Origin of the sequence: Variovorax sp. J31P207 (assembly GCF_030316965.1) — a bacterium.
Lineage (GTDB): Bacteria > Pseudomonadota > Gammaproteobacteria > Burkholderiales > Burkholderiaceae_C > Variovorax > Variovorax ginsengisoli_B.
Genome location: NZ_JASZYN010000004.1, coordinates 513639 through 531095, shown reverse-complemented (window position 1 = coordinate 531095; position 17457 = coordinate 513639). Strand labels below are relative to the sequence as shown.

General features: G+C 68.9%; 19 protein-coding genes. 8 read left to right on the top strand and 11 right to left on the bottom strand.

The window, feature by feature from the left end:
• Nucleotides 1-127: 127 nt before the first annotated feature.
• The 7 genes from QTI68_RS17130 to QTI68_RS17100 form a co-directional block, all read right to left on the bottom strand.
• Entirely contained in the window at nt 128-934 is an 807-nt protein-coding gene (locus tag QTI68_RS17130; protein ID WP_286522965.1) for a c-type cytochrome, read from the bottom strand.
• Complete coding sequence (locus tag QTI68_RS17125) at nt 934-2556, bottom strand: cbb3-type cytochrome c oxidase subunit I (RefSeq protein ID WP_286523200.1); 1623 nt, start codon at nt 2554-2556, stop codon at nt 934-936. Before QTI68_RS17125 ends, QTI68_RS17130 begins: the two co-directional genes overlap by 1 nt.
• Nucleotides 2543-3109 carry a cupredoxin domain-containing protein gene (locus QTI68_RS17120; RefSeq protein WP_286522963.1) on the bottom strand — a complete coding sequence of 189 codons (567 nt, stop codon included), beginning with the start codon at nt 3107-3109 and terminating at the stop codon, nt 2543-2545. The genes QTI68_RS17125 and QTI68_RS17120 overlap by 14 nt, the downstream gene beginning before the upstream one ends.
• Complete coding sequence (locus tag QTI68_RS17115) at nt 3106-3270, bottom strand: hypothetical protein (protein WP_286522962.1); 165 nt, start codon at nt 3268-3270, stop codon at nt 3106-3108. Before QTI68_RS17115 ends, QTI68_RS17120 begins: the two co-directional genes overlap by 4 nt.
• Nucleotides 3271-3281: 11 nt before the next feature.
• Nucleotides 3282-4574, bottom strand: a complete 1293-nt coding sequence (locus QTI68_RS17110; protein ID WP_286522961.1) for a c-type cytochrome — start codon at nt 4572-4574, stop codon at nt 3282-3284.
• Between the two features lie 5 nt (nt 4575-4579).
• Nucleotides 4580-5311: a c-type cytochrome gene (locus QTI68_RS17105; RefSeq protein WP_503011706.1), complete on the bottom strand. Its 732-nt coding sequence runs from the start codon at nt 5309-5311 to the stop codon at nt 4580-4582.
• 132 nt (nt 5312-5443) lie between these two features.
• The gene (locus QTI68_RS17100; protein WP_286522958.1) at nt 5444-5986 is read right to left on the bottom strand and encodes a PaaI family thioesterase; all 543 of its coding nucleotides are present in this window, start codon (nt 5984-5986) and stop codon (nt 5444-5446) included.
• A gap of 54 nt (nt 5987-6040) precedes the next feature.
• Here QTI68_RS17100 and QTI68_RS17095 point away from each other — a divergent pair, with 54 nt between their 5' ends.
• The 3 genes from QTI68_RS17095 to QTI68_RS17085 are packed head-to-tail and all read left to right on the top strand — an operon-like array spanning nt 6041 to nt 9154.
• Nucleotides 6041-6505, top strand: coding sequence for a MarR family winged helix-turn-helix transcriptional regulator (locus QTI68_RS17095; RefSeq protein WP_286522957.1), 465 nt, complete (start codon nt 6041-6043; stop codon nt 6503-6505).
• A complete protein-coding gene (locus QTI68_RS17090) occupies nt 6498-7754 on the top strand; it encodes an MFS transporter (RefSeq protein WP_286522955.1) in 1257 nt (418 codons plus the stop codon). The genes QTI68_RS17095 and QTI68_RS17090 overlap by 8 nt, the downstream gene beginning before the upstream one ends.
• The gene (locus QTI68_RS17085) at nt 7751-9154 is read left to right on the top strand and encodes an MATE family efflux transporter (RefSeq protein WP_286522954.1); all 1404 of its coding nucleotides are present in this window, start codon (nt 7751-7753) and stop codon (nt 9152-9154) included. The genes QTI68_RS17090 and QTI68_RS17085 overlap by 4 nt, the downstream gene beginning before the upstream one ends.
• Before the next feature lie 22 nt (nt 9155-9176).
• On the opposite strand, the gene QTI68_RS17080 is transcribed toward QTI68_RS17085, so the two are convergent.
• The 4 genes from QTI68_RS17080 to QTI68_RS17065 are packed head-to-tail and all read right to left on the bottom strand — an operon-like array spanning nt 9177 to nt 11881.
• Complete coding sequence (locus QTI68_RS17080) at nt 9177-9926, bottom strand: aldolase (protein ID WP_286522953.1); 750 nt, start codon at nt 9924-9926, stop codon at nt 9177-9179.
• An 11-nt stretch (nt 9927-9937) separates the two neighbouring features.
• Complete coding sequence (locus QTI68_RS17075; protein ID WP_286522951.1) at nt 9938-10579, bottom strand: 2-dehydro-3-deoxy-6-phosphogalactonate aldolase; 642 nt, start codon at nt 10577-10579, stop codon at nt 9938-9940.
• The gene (locus QTI68_RS17070; RefSeq protein ID WP_286522949.1) at nt 10576-11472 is read right to left on the bottom strand and encodes a 2-dehydro-3-deoxygalactonokinase; all 897 of its coding nucleotides are present in this window, start codon (nt 11470-11472) and stop codon (nt 10576-10578) included. Before QTI68_RS17070 ends, QTI68_RS17075 begins: the two co-directional genes overlap by 4 nt.
• 16 nt (nt 11473-11488) lie before the next feature.
• Nucleotides 11489-11881, bottom strand: a complete 393-nt coding sequence (locus tag QTI68_RS17065) for a RidA family protein (RefSeq protein ID WP_286522947.1) — start codon at nt 11879-11881, stop codon at nt 11489-11491.
• 227 nt (nt 11882-12108) lie between these two features.
• On the opposite strand from QTI68_RS17065, the gene QTI68_RS17060 reads away from it, so the two are divergent.
• The 5 genes from QTI68_RS17060 to QTI68_RS17040 are packed head-to-tail and all read left to right on the top strand — an operon-like array spanning nt 12109 to nt 17454.
• The gene (locus tag QTI68_RS17060; RefSeq protein ID WP_503011713.1) at nt 12109-13599 is read left to right on the top strand and encodes an ABC transporter substrate-binding protein; all 1491 of its coding nucleotides are present in this window, start codon (nt 12109-12111) and stop codon (nt 13597-13599) included.
• A gap of 18 nt (nt 13600-13617) precedes the next feature.
• Nucleotides 13618-14568: an ABC transporter permease gene (locus QTI68_RS17055; protein ID WP_286522943.1), complete on the top strand. Its 951-nt coding sequence runs from the start codon at nt 13618-13620 to the stop codon at nt 14566-14568.
• Nucleotides 14565-15431, top strand: coding sequence for an ABC transporter permease (locus QTI68_RS17050; protein ID WP_286522941.1), 867 nt, complete (start codon nt 14565-14567; stop codon nt 15429-15431). Before QTI68_RS17055 ends, QTI68_RS17050 begins: the two co-directional genes overlap by 4 nt.
• The gene (locus QTI68_RS17045; protein ID WP_286522940.1) at nt 15428-16468 is read left to right on the top strand and encodes an ABC transporter ATP-binding protein; all 1041 of its coding nucleotides are present in this window, start codon (nt 15428-15430) and stop codon (nt 16466-16468) included. The genes QTI68_RS17050 and QTI68_RS17045 overlap by 4 nt, the downstream gene beginning before the upstream one ends.
• Nucleotides 16465-17454, top strand: a complete 990-nt coding sequence (locus QTI68_RS17040; RefSeq protein ID WP_286522938.1) for an ABC transporter ATP-binding protein — start codon at nt 16465-16467, stop codon at nt 17452-17454. The genes QTI68_RS17045 and QTI68_RS17040 overlap by 4 nt, the downstream gene beginning before the upstream one ends.
• Nucleotides 17455-17457: the final 3 nt, after the last annotated feature.

Genomic DNA, 17457 nt, shown 5'->3' with positions numbered 1-17457 from the left:
GGCGGGCGGTGGGTGCGCGCCAATGCGAATAATTATCACTGCCACCTTTTGGGGTGCTGGGCCGATTCACCCACAAATTCGAAGTGTTCTCCGCGACGCCGGCGCAGGACCCGCCAGGAGCGACCGGTCATTCGGTCCGCGGACCGGCCTTGCGTGCATAGAAGGCCGAGACGACCTCGATTTCCGCGTCGGTCATCGTGCGGGCCACGTTGCGCATCTGGGCCTCGGAATCGTTGCCGCGCTCACCCGAGCGGAATGCCTTGAGCTGCAGCGCGAGATAGCCCTTGGGCATGCCTTCCAGCCACGGGGCGCCGAACTTCTGGTCGATGCCGCCATGGCACGAGACGCAGGGTGCGATATTGCGCAAGGGCGCGCCGACCCGCACCAGCGCCGGGAGTTCCTCGTCATAGGTCGTCGGCGCGGTTCGCGCCTTCGGCAGTTGGGCGTAGTAGGCCGCCAGGTCGGCGATGTCCGCGTCCGACAGGTTCCTGGACAGCGCGACCATGATGGGGCTGCCCCGCTTGCCGCCGCGGTAGTCCATCAGTTGCTTGATGATCACTTCCGGGTACTGGCCGGAGAGGTTGGGCGCATCGGACGTGCTCATTCCCTGGGCGCCATGGCACATGGTGCAGTTGAGCGCCAGCGTGGCGCCGCGTCCGACCGCCTGGGGCGAGCCCTCCTTGCCCATCGATCGATCCAGCACGACATCCGTGGACGTCGCGGCCTGCCGGGGCGCCGCGCCGAAGGACCAGTCGGCCGGCACCCCGGCCGCCCTGCAGATGCTGGCCCACACCCCCTTGGCGCTGAAGTCGCTGTGCACCGAAGGCAGCAGGACGAAGCCCGCCAGGAATGCGCCCACGGTCAGGACGATCAGCCACAAGATGCTCTTGCGGAACCAGGGGTTGCGCCAGCCGGGCGTGTCGTGCACCTTCATCACCGGCTCCCGATCGGTATCACCGGCACGGAGGCTTCCTTCAGCGAAGCCAGCTGCACGATGGGGTAGCCGTAGTTGACGATCGTGAGGCCGATCATCATCGCGACCCAGAGGCCGAAGCCGTTCAGCGCGACCGGCGTATGCGCCGACGGATGCGCCGTGCGGCTGAAGGTGAAGGGCGCCACGACCGTGCCTTCCTTCTTGCGGGCAGTGGCGAGCGTGTACACCAGCAGGATGCCGGACGCGAGCAGGATGAACCCGCCGATCGCCGACACGGTCACGGTCCAGGCCTGCGGCTGCAGCTCGGGATGCGTGAAGTCGTAGTAGGCCATGCGCCGCGGCATGCCGAGCAGGCCGACCAGGTGCCACGGCATCGACAGGATCATCATCCCGATGAACCACAGCCAGATCTGCCACTTGACGAGCGCGGCCGACAGCGGCGCGCATCCCGTGAGCTGCGGCCACAGCTCGTAGGCGATCATGAAGTACATCAGCACGATCGCACCGGCGAAGATCAGGTGGAAGTGCCCCGTCACCCACTGCGTGTTGTGGATGGTCTCGTTGAGCTGGTAGCTCATGTTGATGATGCCGCCCGCGCCGCCGAAGCCGAGCATGATGAAGGAGAAGGTCACCGCCAGCATCATCGGGTTGTCCCACGGAAGCGTCCTGAGCCAGCCGAACATCCCCTGGCCGCCGCGCAGCCTGCCGGCGATCTCGACCGACGCCACGATGGTGAACACCGTGAGCAGCGTCGGCACCGACACCATCGCCGTCATCACCGCATGCACGAACTTGAAGCCCGCGCCCACCTGCGGGTCCGCGAAGAGGTGATGGATGCCGATCGGCATCGAGAACACGAGAAAGAGCACGAATGCCACGCGCCCCATGGTGTCGCTGTACAGCCTGCCACCGATGGCGCGCGGCACGATCGTGTAGAACTCGATGTACGAGGGCATCAGCCAGAAGTACACGATGGCATGCAGCGTCCACGAGAAGAAGACGCGCGCGAGGCCGGCGTTGATCGTGTCCGTGAGCCCCAGCGAAGCCGGCAGGATCAGCACGAGCACTTCGATCGCCGCGCCGAGCGACGTCCACGCCCACAGGTACGCACCGGCCACGTTGCCGAACATCGCCAGCGGGACGGGCTCGCCGGGGTTCTGCTTCTTCCATGCGCGCAGGTTGATGGCCATGAGCGCGACCCAGATCCACGAACCCACGACCACCAGCACCACGCCCAGGTAGTAGAACGGACTCGCGAGCATGGGCGGGTAGAAGGTGTAGAGCACCGACGCCTTGCCCGATGCCATCGTCACGGCCGCCACCGCCGTGCCGACCACCACGAGCCAGAAGCCGGCCCACGCCCAGCGCATGCCGATCAGCGGCTTCTTCAGCGCAAGCTCGGAGATGGCATAGCCGAACCCCATCGCCACCAGCGTGGGCAGCACGTAGGCCATGACCGTGCCGTGGGCGGTGACCGAGCGGTAGTAGTGCTCGGGGTTGTTGATCCAGGTCGAAAGCGGGCTGCGGATGTACATCTGCCACGCACCCAGCACCAGCGCGCCCAGAAAGGCGACGAAGGCCACCCAGAAGTGGGCCAGAACGAGTTTTCTAGCGTGCAACACAACTGAGCCTTTCACCCGGCCGGGCCTTGGCCATGAATTCGTCGCGCGGCAGCACCTGCACGCGCCCCCACATCGCCTCGTGCCCTGTGCCGCAGTACTCGTGGCATGGCATCAACTGTTCGCCGGTCCGGCTGAATGATGTCGTGAAGGTCGCCACGAAGCCCGGCACGACCATCGTGTTGGCATTGGTCCGGCCGATGATGAATCCGTGGATGGCGTCCGTCGCCGTGGCGCGAAAGGTCACGGGCATGTCGGCCGGGACCGCGATGCATTGCGGCTCGAACGAATACTGCTGCGCGATCAGGCGAACGACCACCCGGCCGTCCGACTCGATGGCCGTGCCGAGATTGCTCTCGACGAACTCGCCCCGCAGATGAAGCGTCTTCACGTCGATCGTCTCCACGCGCGATGGCGGCATGGAGGCCCAGTGCACGCCGGTGACGACCATCATCAGGATCAGCACCGCGATGATCGCGCCGACGATCCAGGTCCAGCGTCGCTCGGCCGCGACGGCAATCGCCTCCGACTCGTGCGAGGGCAGGGTCGCGCTCATTGCACGGCACCGCGCGGCAGGTACACCGCGAAATAGAAGATGAAGTAGATCGCCACCACGATGGCCGTCGCGATGCCCGCCACCGCGAACGCGCCCGCGGGCCCTCGGCGCACGATGTCGTCGACGCGGCGGTCTTCTTCTTGTTCGCTGATGCTGGACATGGCTGGCTTCCTCATTCGGGCAGCAACTTGCGCAGTTCGCTGATCTGGGATGCGTCGACCGGGGTGCCGCTGTTGTCCCATGCCACGCGGATGTAGGTGACGACGGCGGCCACTTCTTCATCGTCGAGGATGTGGCTGAAAGGCGGCATGCCGTGCGGGCGCGGGTTCTTGCGTGTGCCGGGCGCGTAGCCGCCGTTGAGCACCATGCGGATCGAGTTGACCGGCGATGCCATCGTGATGGACTGGTTGCCCGCCAGCGGCGGGAACGACGGTGGATGCCCCTTGCCCTCTTCGCCATGGCACATCGCGCATTGCGTGCTGTAGATCTTGCGCCCCGTTTCCATGACGCTGGGGCTCACGAGCCGGGCCTGGCTGGTCGGCGGCGGCTCGGAGTCGCGCTGGGGCAAGGCCCTGAGGTAGACGGCCATCGCCTTGACGTCCTCGTCGCTGAGGTACTGCAGGCTGTTGTAGACCACCTCCGCCATCGGACCGTAGGTGGTGCCGCGGTGCGAGACGCCGACCTGCAGCAGGTCGGCGATCTCCTGGATCTCCCAGTTGCCGAGCCCCGCCTCGCGGTTGGAAGTGAGCGATGGGGCGTACCAGTTCTGGTTCGGGATCATGCCGCCTTCGAATGCCTTCGATTCGCTCGATCCGCCCAGCGCGTTGATGGCCGTGTGGCACATCGCGCAGTGGCCGAGCCCCTGGACAAGGTACGCGCCACGGTTCCATTCGGCGTTCTGCTTCGGGTCGGGGATGAACTCGCCTTCCTTGAAGTAGAGGGTTCGCCATCCGATCAGGAGCTCCCGGTTGTTGAATGGGAACTTGAGCTCATGCGGCCGGTTCTGCTGGCGCACCGGCGTGACCGACATCAGGTAGGCAAAGATGGCGTCGCTGTCCGCCCGCGTGACCTTGGTGTACGAGGCAAACGGCATGGCCGGATACAGCAGCGTGCCGTCCTTGGAAACGCCCGTGTGCATCATCCGGTAGAAGTCGTCGGGGGTCCATCGGCCGATCCCGGTCTCGTCGTCGGGCGTGATGTTGGGAACGAAGAGTGCGCCGAAAGGCGTGGGCATCGCGCGGCCGCCCGCGAATGGCTTGCCCGTGGGCTCCGTGTGGCAGGCCACGCAGTCGCCGGCACGCGCCAGGTATTCGCCGCGGGTGATGACCTCGGTGGTCGCATCCTTCGGGGCCGTGCTGGCGCGGCCGGGCTCGGGCAATGCGGAAGGCCGCAACCACCACAAGACGGCGGCGCCCGCCACCGCCAGCACCACGAGCGCGAGGAGGATCTTGAATGCCAGTTTCATGACCGTCACTTCTGGCTGCCGCATGCCAGGGGCATGCGAACGACATTGGCCGGTTCCGGCGACGGGTCCTTGGGCGCGGCCTGTTGTGACAGAAAGGCCGCGACCGCGTTCATGTCCGCATCGGACAGGCGCGTGGCCACCCGCTTCATGCAGTCGGGTTCGGCCGCGTGGCGCTCGCCGACGCGCCAGCGCGTGAGCTGGGCCACCACATAGGTCGGCCGCAGGCCGACGAGGCCGGGAATGCCCGGTTCCATCCCCGTCAGCGCGACGCCGTGGCAGGCGACGCACGCGGGAATGCCCTTGCCGGCATCTCCGCCCGCCACCAGCGCGCCGCCCCTGCGCATGGTTTCCAGGTCCGCCTTCATCGCGTCCGCCGGCGCGAACGGGGGACGCTGGCTCGCGAAGTGCTGGGCAATCTCCTTCAGGTAGGCATCCGGCAGATAGGCGACGAGGTAGTTCATCGGCGCGTAGTGCCGCGTGCCGTCGCGAAAGGCCACCAGCTGGTTGTACAGATAGCCCGCGGGCTTGCCGGCAATGCGGGGGAAGTAGCCGTTGTTCGTGCCTTGGCCGCTCTGGCCGTGGCAGGTCACGCAGCCCTGGACGCGGGCCTCCATGGAATCGACTTCCCGGAACGATGGAATCGCCTCCGACTGGGCGAGCACGGGAAGGCTCGCGCAGCCCCATGCGATCGTCAGGCTGGCGCTGATCGTTCGCCAGAGAAGGCATCGGGGCTTCATCGTGGCTTCCTTTCGTATTCCACGGCAGCTCGGGCCGTACCGCTCAACTGGCAGAGACGCGGACTTGGATCGTAGCGATGCCCACCATGCCTTGCAAGAAGATCATTTCGGTCCCGGCATGCGGGAGCCGGGTCAGCGGTTCGGCATCTCGAACACCAGGCAGGTGGTGGTGGCGTGGGCGTAGAGCGTGCCGTCGGCGCCGACCAGGCGGGCCTCGGCGGTGGCCAGTTGCCGGCCGCAGTGCAGCACCTTGCCCTCGGCGCGCACGCGCTGCACCTTGGGCGACAGCGCCTTGACCAGGTTCACGCCGAGTTCGGCAGTGGTGTAGCCGCGGCCGGCCGGCATCATGGTGTGGACCGCGCAGCCCAGCGCCGAGTCGAGCAGGGTGGCGAACCAGCCGCCGTGGATGGTGCCAAGCGGATTCAGGTGCTCGGCCAGCGGCCGGCCCTGGAACACCGCGCGCCCGGGCCCGACCTCGATGATCTGGAACGACAGCGTCTTGGCGATCGCGGCATAGGGGATTTCGGCCCGCAGCATGGCCTCCATCATTTCGAGGCCGGTCTTGCCGGCGAGCTGCTCGGGACGCGCCACGCCGGGGCCAGGCCCGGCGTTCAGGCGTTCGGAAATGGCGTCTTCCTCGGCGATCCAGGCTGCCAGTCGATCGGTGGCTGTCATTCGTGTTTCCTCGTCAAAGTTGCATATGCAATGATTGTAGCTACAATCATCTCCATGAATGCCATCGCCAAGCCCCAGGGCTGCACCAATTTCCGGCTCAGGCACCTGGCGCGCCAGGTCTCGCGCCACTACGACGCCGAGGTCGCCCACAGCGGCCTCAAGACCTCGCAGTACTCGCTGCTGTCGCACGTGATGCACCTCGGCCCGATCCGTCCGGGCGAGCTCGCGAAGGCGATGGGCGTCGACGCCTCGACGCTGACCCGCAACCTCAAGCCGATGGTGGCGGCCGGCTGGCTCACGCAGGGCGAGGGGTCCGATGCGCGCAGCCGGCTGGTCGAGATCACCGAGGCCGGCCGCAGCAAGCGCGCCGAGGCGCAGCGCCACTGGCGCACCGCGCAGGAAAAGCTCAATGCGCTGCTCGGCATCGACCGGGTGCTGGCGCTGCATGCCCTGGTCGACGAAAGCATCGCACTGCTGAGCGGCCCGGACGAAACGACCGAGGGAGAGCGCGATGAATGACAAGACCACCGCGGGCCCGGCGCCCGTCGCGCGCTACGCCGTCTGGCTGGTGCTGCTGGCCGCGGCCGGCACTTTCGCCCTGACCATGGGGGTGCGCCAGACGATGGGGCTCTTCCTGTCGTCGCTGAACACCGCCACCGGCCTGGGCATCGGCAGCATCAGCCTCGCCTTCGCCTTCGGCCAGCTCTGGTGGGGCCTGACGCAGCCTTTCGCCGGCGCGGTGGCCGACCGCATCGGCACCGGCCGCGTGATCTTCATCGGCGTGCTGCTGGTGGCGCTGGGCACCTTCCTCACGCCGCTGATGACCACCACCGGCGGCCTGATCTTCGCGATCGGCGTGCTGGCCGCGGGCGGCGCGGGCATGGCCGGCCCCTCGGTGCTGATGGCCGCGACCACGCGCCTGGTGCCGGCCCACAAGCGCGGCCTGGCCACCGGCGTGGTGAACGCGGGCGGCTCCTTCGGCCAGTTCGCGATGGCGCCGATCGCGATCGGCCTGATGGCGACCGTCGGCTGGGCCAGCGCTTTGCAGTGGCTGGCGATCCTGATCCTGCTCGCGCTGCCGGCGGTGTGGGTGCTCAAGGGCAACTCGAAGCAGCTGGCGGCGCAATCGGCCGCCGCCAGCGGCACCAGGCCGTTGACCGCGCGCCAGGCCATCGGCCAGGCGCTGGCGACGCCGAGCTACCGCTACCTGAGCCTGGGCTTCCTGGTCTGCGGCTTCCACGTCGCCTTCCTGGCCACCCACCTGCCCGGCGTGGTCGCGGCCTGCGGCCTGCCGCCCGAGATCGGCGGCTGGGCGCTCGGCATGATCGGCCTGTTCAACATCGTCGGCAGCCTGGCGATGGGCTGGGCCGTCGGCCGCTGGCGCATGAAGTCGCTGCTGGCACTGCTCTATGCGGTCCGCGGCCTGGCGGTGCTGGCGTTCCTGCTGGCGCCCAAGACGCCCGCCGTGATGCTGGTCTTCGCGGCCGTGATGGGCATCACCTTCCTGTCGACCGTGCCGCCGACCGCCGGCCTGGTCGCCAAGATGTTCGGCCCGGCCAACATGGCGATGCTGTTCGGCATCGTGATGCTGGCGCACCAGGTCGGCGGCTTCCTCGGCGCCTTCCTCGGCGGCTATGTGTTCCAGGCCACCGGCAGCTACGACATCGTGTGGTACATCGACATCGCGCTGGCGGCCGGCGCGGCGCTGGTCAACCTGCCGATCCGCGAGGCGCGGCCGGTGCTGGTGGCGAAGACGGCGGCGGCATGACGGCGCTCGACCCCCGCACCCGGCGCCTGCTCGAAGCGCCGATCGTGCCGACGCTGCTGCGGCTGGCAGCGCCCAACGTGGTGGTGATGGTCGCGCAGGCCTCGGTCGGGCTGATCGAGACCTTCTTCGTCGGCAAGCTCGGCACCGATGCGCTGGCCGGCATGGCGCTGGTGTTCCCGATCGTGATGCTGATGCAGATGACCTCGGCCGGCGCAATGGGCGGCGGCATCGCCTCGTCGATTGCGCGCGCGCTCGGCGCCCGGCGGCGCGACGATGCCGATGCGCTGGTGCTGCATGCGATCGCGATCGCGGTCGGCTTCGGTGTGCTGTTCATGGCCGCGATGCTGTTCGGCGGCCGCTGGCTGTTCACGCTGATGGGCGGCGACGGCGCCTCGCTCGAGGCGGCGCTGATCTATTCCCACGTGGCGTTCTCGGGCGCGGTGCTGGTGTGGTTGTTCAACTCGCTGGCGGCGGTGGTGCGCGGCACCGGCAACATGGCGGTGCCGGCCAACGTGACGGTGGTCGGCGTCGTGCTGCTCATTCCGCTGTCGCCGCTGCTGATCTTCGGCTGGGGCCCGGTCCCCGGTCTGGGCATCGCCGGCGGGGCGGTGGCCCTGCTGCTGTACTACCTGGGCGGCACGCTGGCGCTGTGGGTCTACCTGCGCTCCGGGCGCAGCCTGCTGCGGCCTTCATGGGCCGGCATGCGCTTCCGCTGGCCGCTGTTTCGCGACATCCTGCGCATCGGACTGGTCGCCGCCGTGTCGACCGTGGCGACCAACCTGTCGATCGGCATCGCGACCGCGCTGACCGGCCATTTCGGACCCGGCGCGATCGCCGGCTACGGCACGGCCTCTCGGCTCGAGTACCTGCTGGTGCCGCTGGTGTTTGGCCTCGGCGCGCCGCTGGTCGCGATGGTCGGCACCTGCATCGGCGCCGGCCAGCGCGAGCGCGCCTTGCGCGCCACCTGGGCCGGCGCTGCCATCGCCTTCGTGCTCTCGGGCGCCATCGGCCTCGTGGCGGCCTTGTTCCCGCGCCCCTGGCTGCTGCTGTTCGGACACGACCCGGCGATGCTCGAGGCCGGCGCCCAGTACCTGCGCGCGGTCGGTCCGTTCTATGGCTTCTTCGGCGTCGGGCTGGTGCTGTACTTCGCGTCGCAAGGGGCGGGGCGCCTGCTGTGGCCGGTGATCGGCAACCTGGCGCGGCTGCTGGTGGCCGGGCTCGGTGGCTGGCTGGCGCTGCGCTGGGGCGGCGACCTGCTGCATGTCTTCGCGGTGCAGGGCGCTGCGCTGGTCGTCTATGGCGTGGTCATCGCCTCGGCCATCGCGGGCGGCGCCTGGTTCGGCCGGGTCGGCTGGCCACGCACCACCCGCGGGCTGATGCGCCGGATCCAGCCTTCCTGAGAAGCTGATGGCGGCGCGGTCCCTACGCGGGCCGAGCGGGTCTCGGCGCCGGCAGCAGGCGCCGAAGGGCCTCGAAGAACAGGTCCGACTGCTCGCGCTCGCCCTGGATCTGGGCCGCGACCTGCGCGGCCAGCGCCCGATCGACCGGCATCAGCGGCCGGCCGGTGGACTGCGCGATCACCTGGTGCAGGCAGGCGCGCTCGAGGTAGTACAGGTCGTCGTAGGCATGGGCGATGCGCGCGCCGGCCACCACCACGCCATGGTTGGCGAGGAAGGCCACGTCCTTGCCGACCATGGCGCGGGCGATCCGCTCGCCCTCGCGGTCGTCGAGCGCCAGGCCGTTGTAGTCGGCATCGACCGCGATCCGGTCCATGAAGCGCATCGCGTTCTGGCTCAAGGTCGGGTCGAGCGCGCGGTCGGCCGTCAGCGTCAGCGCGGTCGCATAGGGCATGTGGCAATGCAGCACCACTGCATGGCCCGTGAGGCGATGCACCGCGCCGTGGATGAAGAGGGCGGTCGGCTCGACCCGGTGCCGGCCGGCGAGCACTTCGCCATGGACATCGATCAGCACGATGTCGTCGGCGCCGATCTCGCTCCAGTGCAGGCCGCGCGGGTTGATCAGGTAGCGGTCGCCGGCCCCGGGCAGCAGGACGCTGAAATGATTGCACACGCCTTCGGACAGGCCGTGGTGCGCGGCGGCGCGCAAGGCCAGCGCGAGGTCCTCGCGCAGGGTGCGCACGGCGGGGCTGGCGTAGTCGGAGTCTGCGGTCATGGCGGGGATTGTCAGGCGCGCTGCGTGCGGTTGAACGCGGCGACGAAGCGCAGTGCGTCCTCGTGCACCGCGGCGGCACTCTTGCCCGGCTTGTAGAGCGCCGAACCGATGCCGAAGCCGGCCGAGCCTGCGGCGCGCCAGGCGTCCATGTTGTCGGGCGTGATGCCGCCGACCGGCATCAGCGGCGTGTCCTTGGGCAGCACCGCGAGCAGGGCCTTGACCACCGCCGGCGACGCCAGCTCGGCCGGGAACAGCTTGAGCCCGGTGGCGCCCGCGGACAGGGCGCCGAAGGCCTCGGTCGGCGTCATCACGCCGGGCAGGCTCACCAGGCCCAGGCGCACGGCCTCGGCGATCACCTCGGCGTTGAAGTTCGGCGCCACGATCAGTTCGCCGCCCGCACCCTGCACCGCCCGCACCTGCTGCGGGTCGAGCACCGTGCCGGCGCCGACCAGCGCCTGCGGGAAGCGCTGGCGCAGCAGGGCGATGCTCTCGAGCGGCTGCGGCGAATTGAGCGGCACCTCGAGCAGGCGGAATCCGGCGTCGACGATGGCGTCGCCCACCGCGGGCGCTTCGGCCGGCGTGAGCCCGCGCAGGATCGCCACCAGCGGCAGTGCCTGCATGGCGGCGGAGAATTTGGCGAGCGGAATGGTCATGTCTTTCGGTGGCTGGTGGAGTGAAGGGCGTGCAGGCCGGCCCAGGTGGCCTCGGCGCCGAGCGTGCGGGCCTGGGTGCCCGAGGCCTGCAGCGCCAGCTGGTAGCGCTGCGTGAGTGCGGGGCTGCCGATCAGCACCACGTCGACCGCGGCATGGACCGACTGGGTGCGCAGTTCTTCGCCGATCAGGATGCCCGACAGGTAGCTGGCGAGTTCGCGCGTCGGCATGCGGTCGAACAGCGCCAGGGTGCGCGCGCCGAAGGCGTTGTGCAGCAGTCCCTGGCCGTTGTCGGACTGCGTCACGCCCTGCAGGAAGGCGGCTTCGTCGAGCGGCGCCGAGGTGTCGAGCGTGCGCGCCAGGATCGAATGCTGGCTCAGCAGCGCATAGAGCTCGCCGGTCATGAAGGTGCGAAAGCCCGTCACCATGCCGTTCTTGACGCGGGCCCACTTGTTGTGCGTGCCGGGCAGCACGAACAGGCCGTCGCGCAGCCCGGTCAGCGCCATGGCGCCGAAGATCTGGACCTCCTCGCCGCGCATCACGTCGGGCACGCCGTCGTGGCTGTCGTTGAGGCCCGGCGCGATCGAGATCCGCCCGGGCTCGATCTCGAGCACCTTGGCGCGCACCTCGGACAGGCCGGCGGGGCAGGGGCAGTAGGGGGCCTCGACCCAGCCCTGCTTGCTGCCGGCCATGCCGGAGATCAGGCAGCGGGTGCCCAGCGGGCGCATCCAGTCGCCGAACAGGGTCTCGAAGACCTCGGTGAAGCCGCCGGGCTTGACGCTCAGGATGCCGCGCGGATGGCTTTGCTCCTCGCGCACGCGGCCGTCGGCGTCGAGCAGCGCGCCGCGCAGCGAACTGGTGCCCCAGTCGACCGCCACCAGGTGATGGGAAGACATCGGCGCGGTCTCCGTCTCAGCCGCGCGGCTTGTAGGCCGTGACGTCGATCTCGACCTTGGCGTCGATCATCAGCCGCGCCTCGACGGTCGAGCGCGCGGGCCGGTGCTCGCCCAGGCATTCCATGTAGACCCGGTTGAAGCTGCCGAAGTCGCGCGCGTCGTCGAGCCAGACGCTGACCTTGGCAACGTCGGCCAGGGTGCAGTCGGCCAGCGCCAGAGCCTGCTCGATGCGCTTGAAGACCTGGCGCGTCTGCGCCTCGATGCCGCCGACGATGACCTGGCCCTGGTCGTCGGTGGGCACCTGGCCCGAGACGAAGACGAAGTCGCCGGCGCGGGTGGCGGGCGACAGCGGACGGGCCTGGCGATCGGAGGCGATCGGCGACTGGCCGAGCATTTCAACTTTGGACATAGCGGTTAGATGTGTAATGAAATTACAGAAAAATTAAGGGTAAACCCCCGTTTGACGCGCAATTCGCTGGGAAATACGATCGCCGATGTAATGTTATTACTCACGGAGCCGCGATGCAATCTTCCGCCAACACTGTAGCCACATCTGGTTTTCTCCGGTTGAAGCCAACGCGTGGATCGCCATGGCGTCCGCTCGCGGGGGCGTTCGCCGCCTGCGTCGCGTTCGGCCTGTGGGCCGGTGCGGCCCAGGCCGAACTGCCCAAGGGCGGGGCCGCCAACCTCGCCATGGTCGGCGAGCCGCAGGGCCTGGACCCGATGGTCAGCACCGCCGACCTGGTCGGCACGATCATGCAGCACGTCTACGAACCGCTCTACACCTTCGACGCCAACTGGAACGTGGCGCCGATGCTGGCCGAAGGCATGCCCGTGGTCTCGAAGGACGGCCTCAGCTACAGCTTCACGATCCGCAAGGGCGTCAAGCTGCACAACGGGCGCGACCTCAACGCCGACGACGTGGTGGCCTCGCTGCAGCGCTGGATGGAACTCTCGCCGCGCGGCAAGTCGGTCGCCAAGGAAGTCGAGTCGCTGAGCGCCAAGGGCCCGCTCGGCGTCGAGCTGAAGCTCAAGAACCCGTATGCGCCGCTGCTGGCCCAGCTCGCGCTGCCGAGCGGCATGGCCGCCATCATGGCCAAGGAGAGCATCGCGCCGCAGCTCAAGGACTTCATCGGCACCGGCCCCTACAAGTTCAAGGAGCGCCGGCCCGACCAGTTCACGGTGCTGACCCGCTTCGACGGCTACAGCGCGCGCAAGGAAGCACCGAGCGGCTATGCCGGCCGTCGCGAAGCCGTGCTCGACGAACTGCGCTTCGTGCCGGTGCCGAATGCCAACACCCGCGTCGAGGGCTCGCTGTCGGGCCAGTTCCAGTACGCCGACCTGCTGCCGGTCGAGGCCATCGGCCGGATCGAGAAGGGCGCGCCGGCGGTGGTGCCGATCGTCACCAAGAACTTCGGCTTCCCCTACATCGTGTTCAACACCAAGGAGGGCGTGCTGACCTCGCAGCCGCTGCGCCGCGCCGTGCAGACCGCGGTCGGGCAGGGCGAGCTGATGGCGGCCGGCTTCGGCGACAACCGCTTCTTCGTGGTCGAGCCGAACTTCTTCCCGAAGGGCACGCCGTACTTCGCGGCGGCCGGCAGCAACGTCTACAACACGCGCAATCCGCAGGCCGCCAAGGAGGCCGCGGCCAAGGCCGGCTACAACGGCCAGCCGATCCGCATCATGGCCAGCCGCCAGTACGAGTTCCACTACAACATGGCGCTGGTGATGTCCGAGCAGCTCAAGAAGGCCGGCTTCAAGACCGACCTGCAGGTGGTCGACTGGGCGACCCTGGTGCAGCGGCGCAACGACCCGAAGCTGTGGGACGTCTACTTCACCCATTCGGGCCTGTTCCCGGAACCGATGCTGTCGCCGCCGCAGCTCGGCGACGACGCGCCGGGCTGGTGGGATTCGGCGGCGAAGAAGTCCAGCATCAAGGCCTTCAACCAGGAAACCGACAGTGCCAAGCGCGGCGCCTTGTGGGGCACGGTGCAGCAGACGGTGTATGACGAAGTGCCGTTCATCGAGGTCGGCAAGTTCAACGGACTGTCGGCGCGCTCGGCCAAGCTCGAGGGCTACACGCCCGCCATCTGGCCGTTCTTCTGGAACACCGGCCTCGCCAAGTAGGCCGGAACGGAACGCCCCATGCTGCGCTTTCTGCTGACCCGCCTGGCGGGGGCCGTGGTGGTGCTCGCCATCGTCGCGGTGCTCGTCTTCGCGCTGACCCGGCTGGCTTCCGGCGATCCGGTCGCGCTGCTGCTCGGCGACCAGGCCACGACGGCCGATATCGCCCAGGCCCGCATCCAGTACGGCCTCGACAAGCCGCTGCCGACGCAGTTCGTGCTGTGGGTCGGCGAGCTGCTGCAGGGCAACCTCGGGCAGTCGCTGTTCCTGCAGCGGCCGGTCTCGCAGGCGCTGCTCGAGCGCGCCGAGCCGACCTTGTTCCTGGCCTTGTTCGCGGTCGGCATCGCGGCGCTGATCGGCATCCCGGCCGGCATGTCGGCGGCGATCTGGCGCGGCAGCGCGGCCGACCAGGCCGTGAGCGGCGTCGCGATGCTCGGCGCCAGCATCCCGAGCTTCTGGCTCGGCCTGATCCTGATCCAGTTCTTCGCCGTCAGGCTCGGCTGGTTCCCGGCCTCGGGCTATGGCGATCCGAGCGCGTCCTTCGGCGAGCGCCTGCAGCACCTGCTGCTGCCCGCCCTCGTGCTGGGCCTGCTGAATTCGGCCTTGATCATCCGCTTCACGCGGGCCTCGATGCTCGACATCCTCGGCGAGGACTATGTGCGCACGGCCCGTGCCAAGGGGCTGCCCGAGCGCGTGATCATGGTCAAGCACGTGCTGCGCAACGCGCTGGTGCCGATCGTCACGGTGCTCGGCCTCACGCTGGCGCTGATGATCGGCGGCACGGTCGTGACCGAGACGGTCTTCAACCTGCCCGGCGTCGGCAACCTGGTGGTGCGCGCGGTGCTGCGGCGCGACTATCCGGTGATCCAGGGCACGCTGCTGGTCATCGCCGCCATCTACGTCTTCATCAACCTCGGTGTCGACTTCATCTATACGCTGGTCGATCCGCGCATCCGGCTGGAGGGCAAATGAGAGCCGCAATCGTTTCCCGCTGGCGCGCAGCGATGCCGGTGGCGCGGCGCCTGTTCGGGCGCAAGATCGTGCTGGCGGCGGCCCTGGTGCTGCTGCTGGTGACCGGTGTCGCGGTGCTCTACCCGCTCCTGTCCGATGCCGACCCCGGCGCCATCGAGATCGGCCAGCGCCTGCACGCGCCTTCGCTCGAACACTGGGCCGGCACCGACGAGCTGGGCCGCGACGTGATGCTGCGCATCGTGCACGGCGCGCGCTACTCGCTGCTGATCGGCGTCGTGACGGCCGCCGGCGCGGTGCTGTTCGGCACGCTGATGGGCATGCTCGCGGGCTTCTTCCGCCGGCTCGACGCGCCGCTGATGCGCGTGGTCGACGCCATGATGTCCTTCCCCGACATCCTGCTGGGCATCGCGCTGGTGTCGATCCTCGGCGTCTCGCTGTGGAACGTGATGCTGGCCCTGGTGATCGTCTACACGCCGCGCGTGGCCCGCGTGGTGCGCGCCACCACGCTGGTGCTGCGCGAGCTGCTGTTCGTCGACGCGGCGCGCGCGCTCGGCGTGCGCACGCCGAAGATCCTCTGGAAGCACATCCTGCCGAACCTGATGTCGCCGATCCTGGTGCAGGTGACCTTCATCTTCGCCTACGCGATCCTGGCCGAGGCCGGACTGTCGTTCCTTGGCGTCGGCGTGCCGCCCGACATCCCGACCTGGGGCACGATGATCGCCGGCAGCCTCGACTATGCAGACCGCGCCTTCTGGACCATCTTCTGTCCCGGCCTGGCCATCGTGCTGACGGCGCTGTCGCTGCAGATGCTGGGCGACGGCGTGCGCGACCTGCTCGACCCGAAGCTGAGGAAGGCCGCATGAACCCGATCGCATCCGCATCGCCCCGCCTCGAAGTGCAGGGCCTGTCGACCTCCTTCGCCACCGAGGCCGGCCGCATCCAGAGCGTGGCCGATGTCTCGTTCGCGATCCGTCCCGGCGAGACGCTGGCGCTGGTCGGCGAATCGGGTTCCGGCAAATCCGTCACCAGCCTCACGCTGATGGGCCTGCATGCCAAGACCTCGCATGCGCAGGTCGAGGGCCAGGCCTGGTTCGTGCGGCGCGACGGCCGACGCGTCAATCTGCTCGACCTGCCCGAGTCCGAAAAGCGCGCGCTGCGCGGCAACGAGCTCGGCATGATCTTCCAGGAGCCGATGACCAGCCTGAATCCGGTGCTGACCATCGGCGAGCAGATCGCCGAATCGGTGCGGCTGCACCTGAAGCTCGACCGCAGGGCGGCGCACGCCCATGCGCAGCGCATGCTCGAACTGGTCGAGATCCCGGCCGCGGCGCAGCGGGTCAACGAGTACCCGCACCAGCTCTCGGGCGGCATGCGCCAACGCGTGATGATCGCGCTCGCGATGGCCTGCAACCCGACCCTGCTGATCGCCGACGAGCCGACCACCGCGCTCGACGTCACGATCCAGGCGCAGATCCTGGCGCTGATGGGCCGGCTGCAGAAGGAGACCGGCATGAGCATGCTGTTCGTCACCCACAACCTCGGCGTGGTCGCGCAGTACGCCGACGCGGTGGCCGTGATGTATGCGGGCCGGATCGTCGAGTCGGCGCCGGTGCACGACCTGTTCGCCCGGCCCGCGCATCCCTACACGCGCGGCCTGCTGGCCTGCCTGCCGGGCGTGGCGCGGCGGCGCGCCTCGCCCGTGCTGCCCGGCCGGCGCCCCCAGCTGGTCGCCATCCCCGGCCAGGTGTCGAGCCCCTTCGCGCCGCCGCCCGGCTGCGCCTTCGCGCCGCGCTGCACGCACCGCCGCGAGGCCTGCGACGCCCGCATGCCGATGCTCGATGCCAGCGGCGGCGATCGCCGGGTGCGCTGCATCGGATTCACCGAGGAGTTGGCCGCATGACGAGCGCAACATTGGCGAGCGAGAACCTGCTCGAGATCCGCAACCTGAAGAAATACTTCGGCAAGGGCAGCCATCCGGTGCGCGCGGTCGACGACGTGAGCTTCGACATCCGCAAGGGCGAGACGCTCGGGCTGGTCGGCGAATCGGGTTCGGGCAAGAGCACCATCGGGCGCCTGCTGACGCGGCTGGTCGATCCGACCGGCGGTGCCATGTCCTACCAGCCGCAGGGCTCGGATGCGCCGCCGCAAGACCTGGCTAAGCTGTCGCAGTCGCAGTTCCGCCCCCTGCGCTCCAAGGTGCAGATCATCTTCCAGGATCCCTACGCGAGCCTCAACCCGCGCATGCGCATCCGCGAGGTGCTGGCCGAGGCGCTCGACACGCACGGGCTGGCCAAGGGTGCGGCGCGCAAGCCGCGCATCGAGCAGCTGCTCCAGCAGGTGGGCCTGCGGCCCGAGCACGCCGAGCGATTCCCGCATGAGTTCTCCGGCGGGCAGCGCCAGCGCATCGGCATCGCGCGCGCACTCGCGGTCGAGCCGCAGTTCATCGTCGCCGATGAGCCGCTGTCGGCGCTCGACGTCTCGATCCAGGCCCAGGTGGTGAACCTGCTGGGCGAACTGAAGGAGCAGCTCGGGCTCACGCTGCTCTTCATCTCGCACGACCTGGACGTGGTCGAGTACCTGTGCGATCGCGTGGTGGTGCTGTATCTCGGCCGGGTGATGGAGATCGCGCCGACGCAAGCGCTCTATGCCAGCCCGCAACATCCCTACACACGCGCGCTGCTGGCGGCGGCACCGATCCCCGACCCGGCCCAGCGGCGCGTGGTCCCGCTGCTGCAGGGCGACCTGCCGAGCCCGGCGAATCCGCCCTCGGGCTGCGTGTTCCGCACCCGCTGCCCGCTGGCCGAGGAACGCTGCGCCAGCGCCGACATGCAGCTGCGCGAAGTGCAGACTGGCCACTGGCACGCCTGCTGGCGCAACGATCTTTGAGTA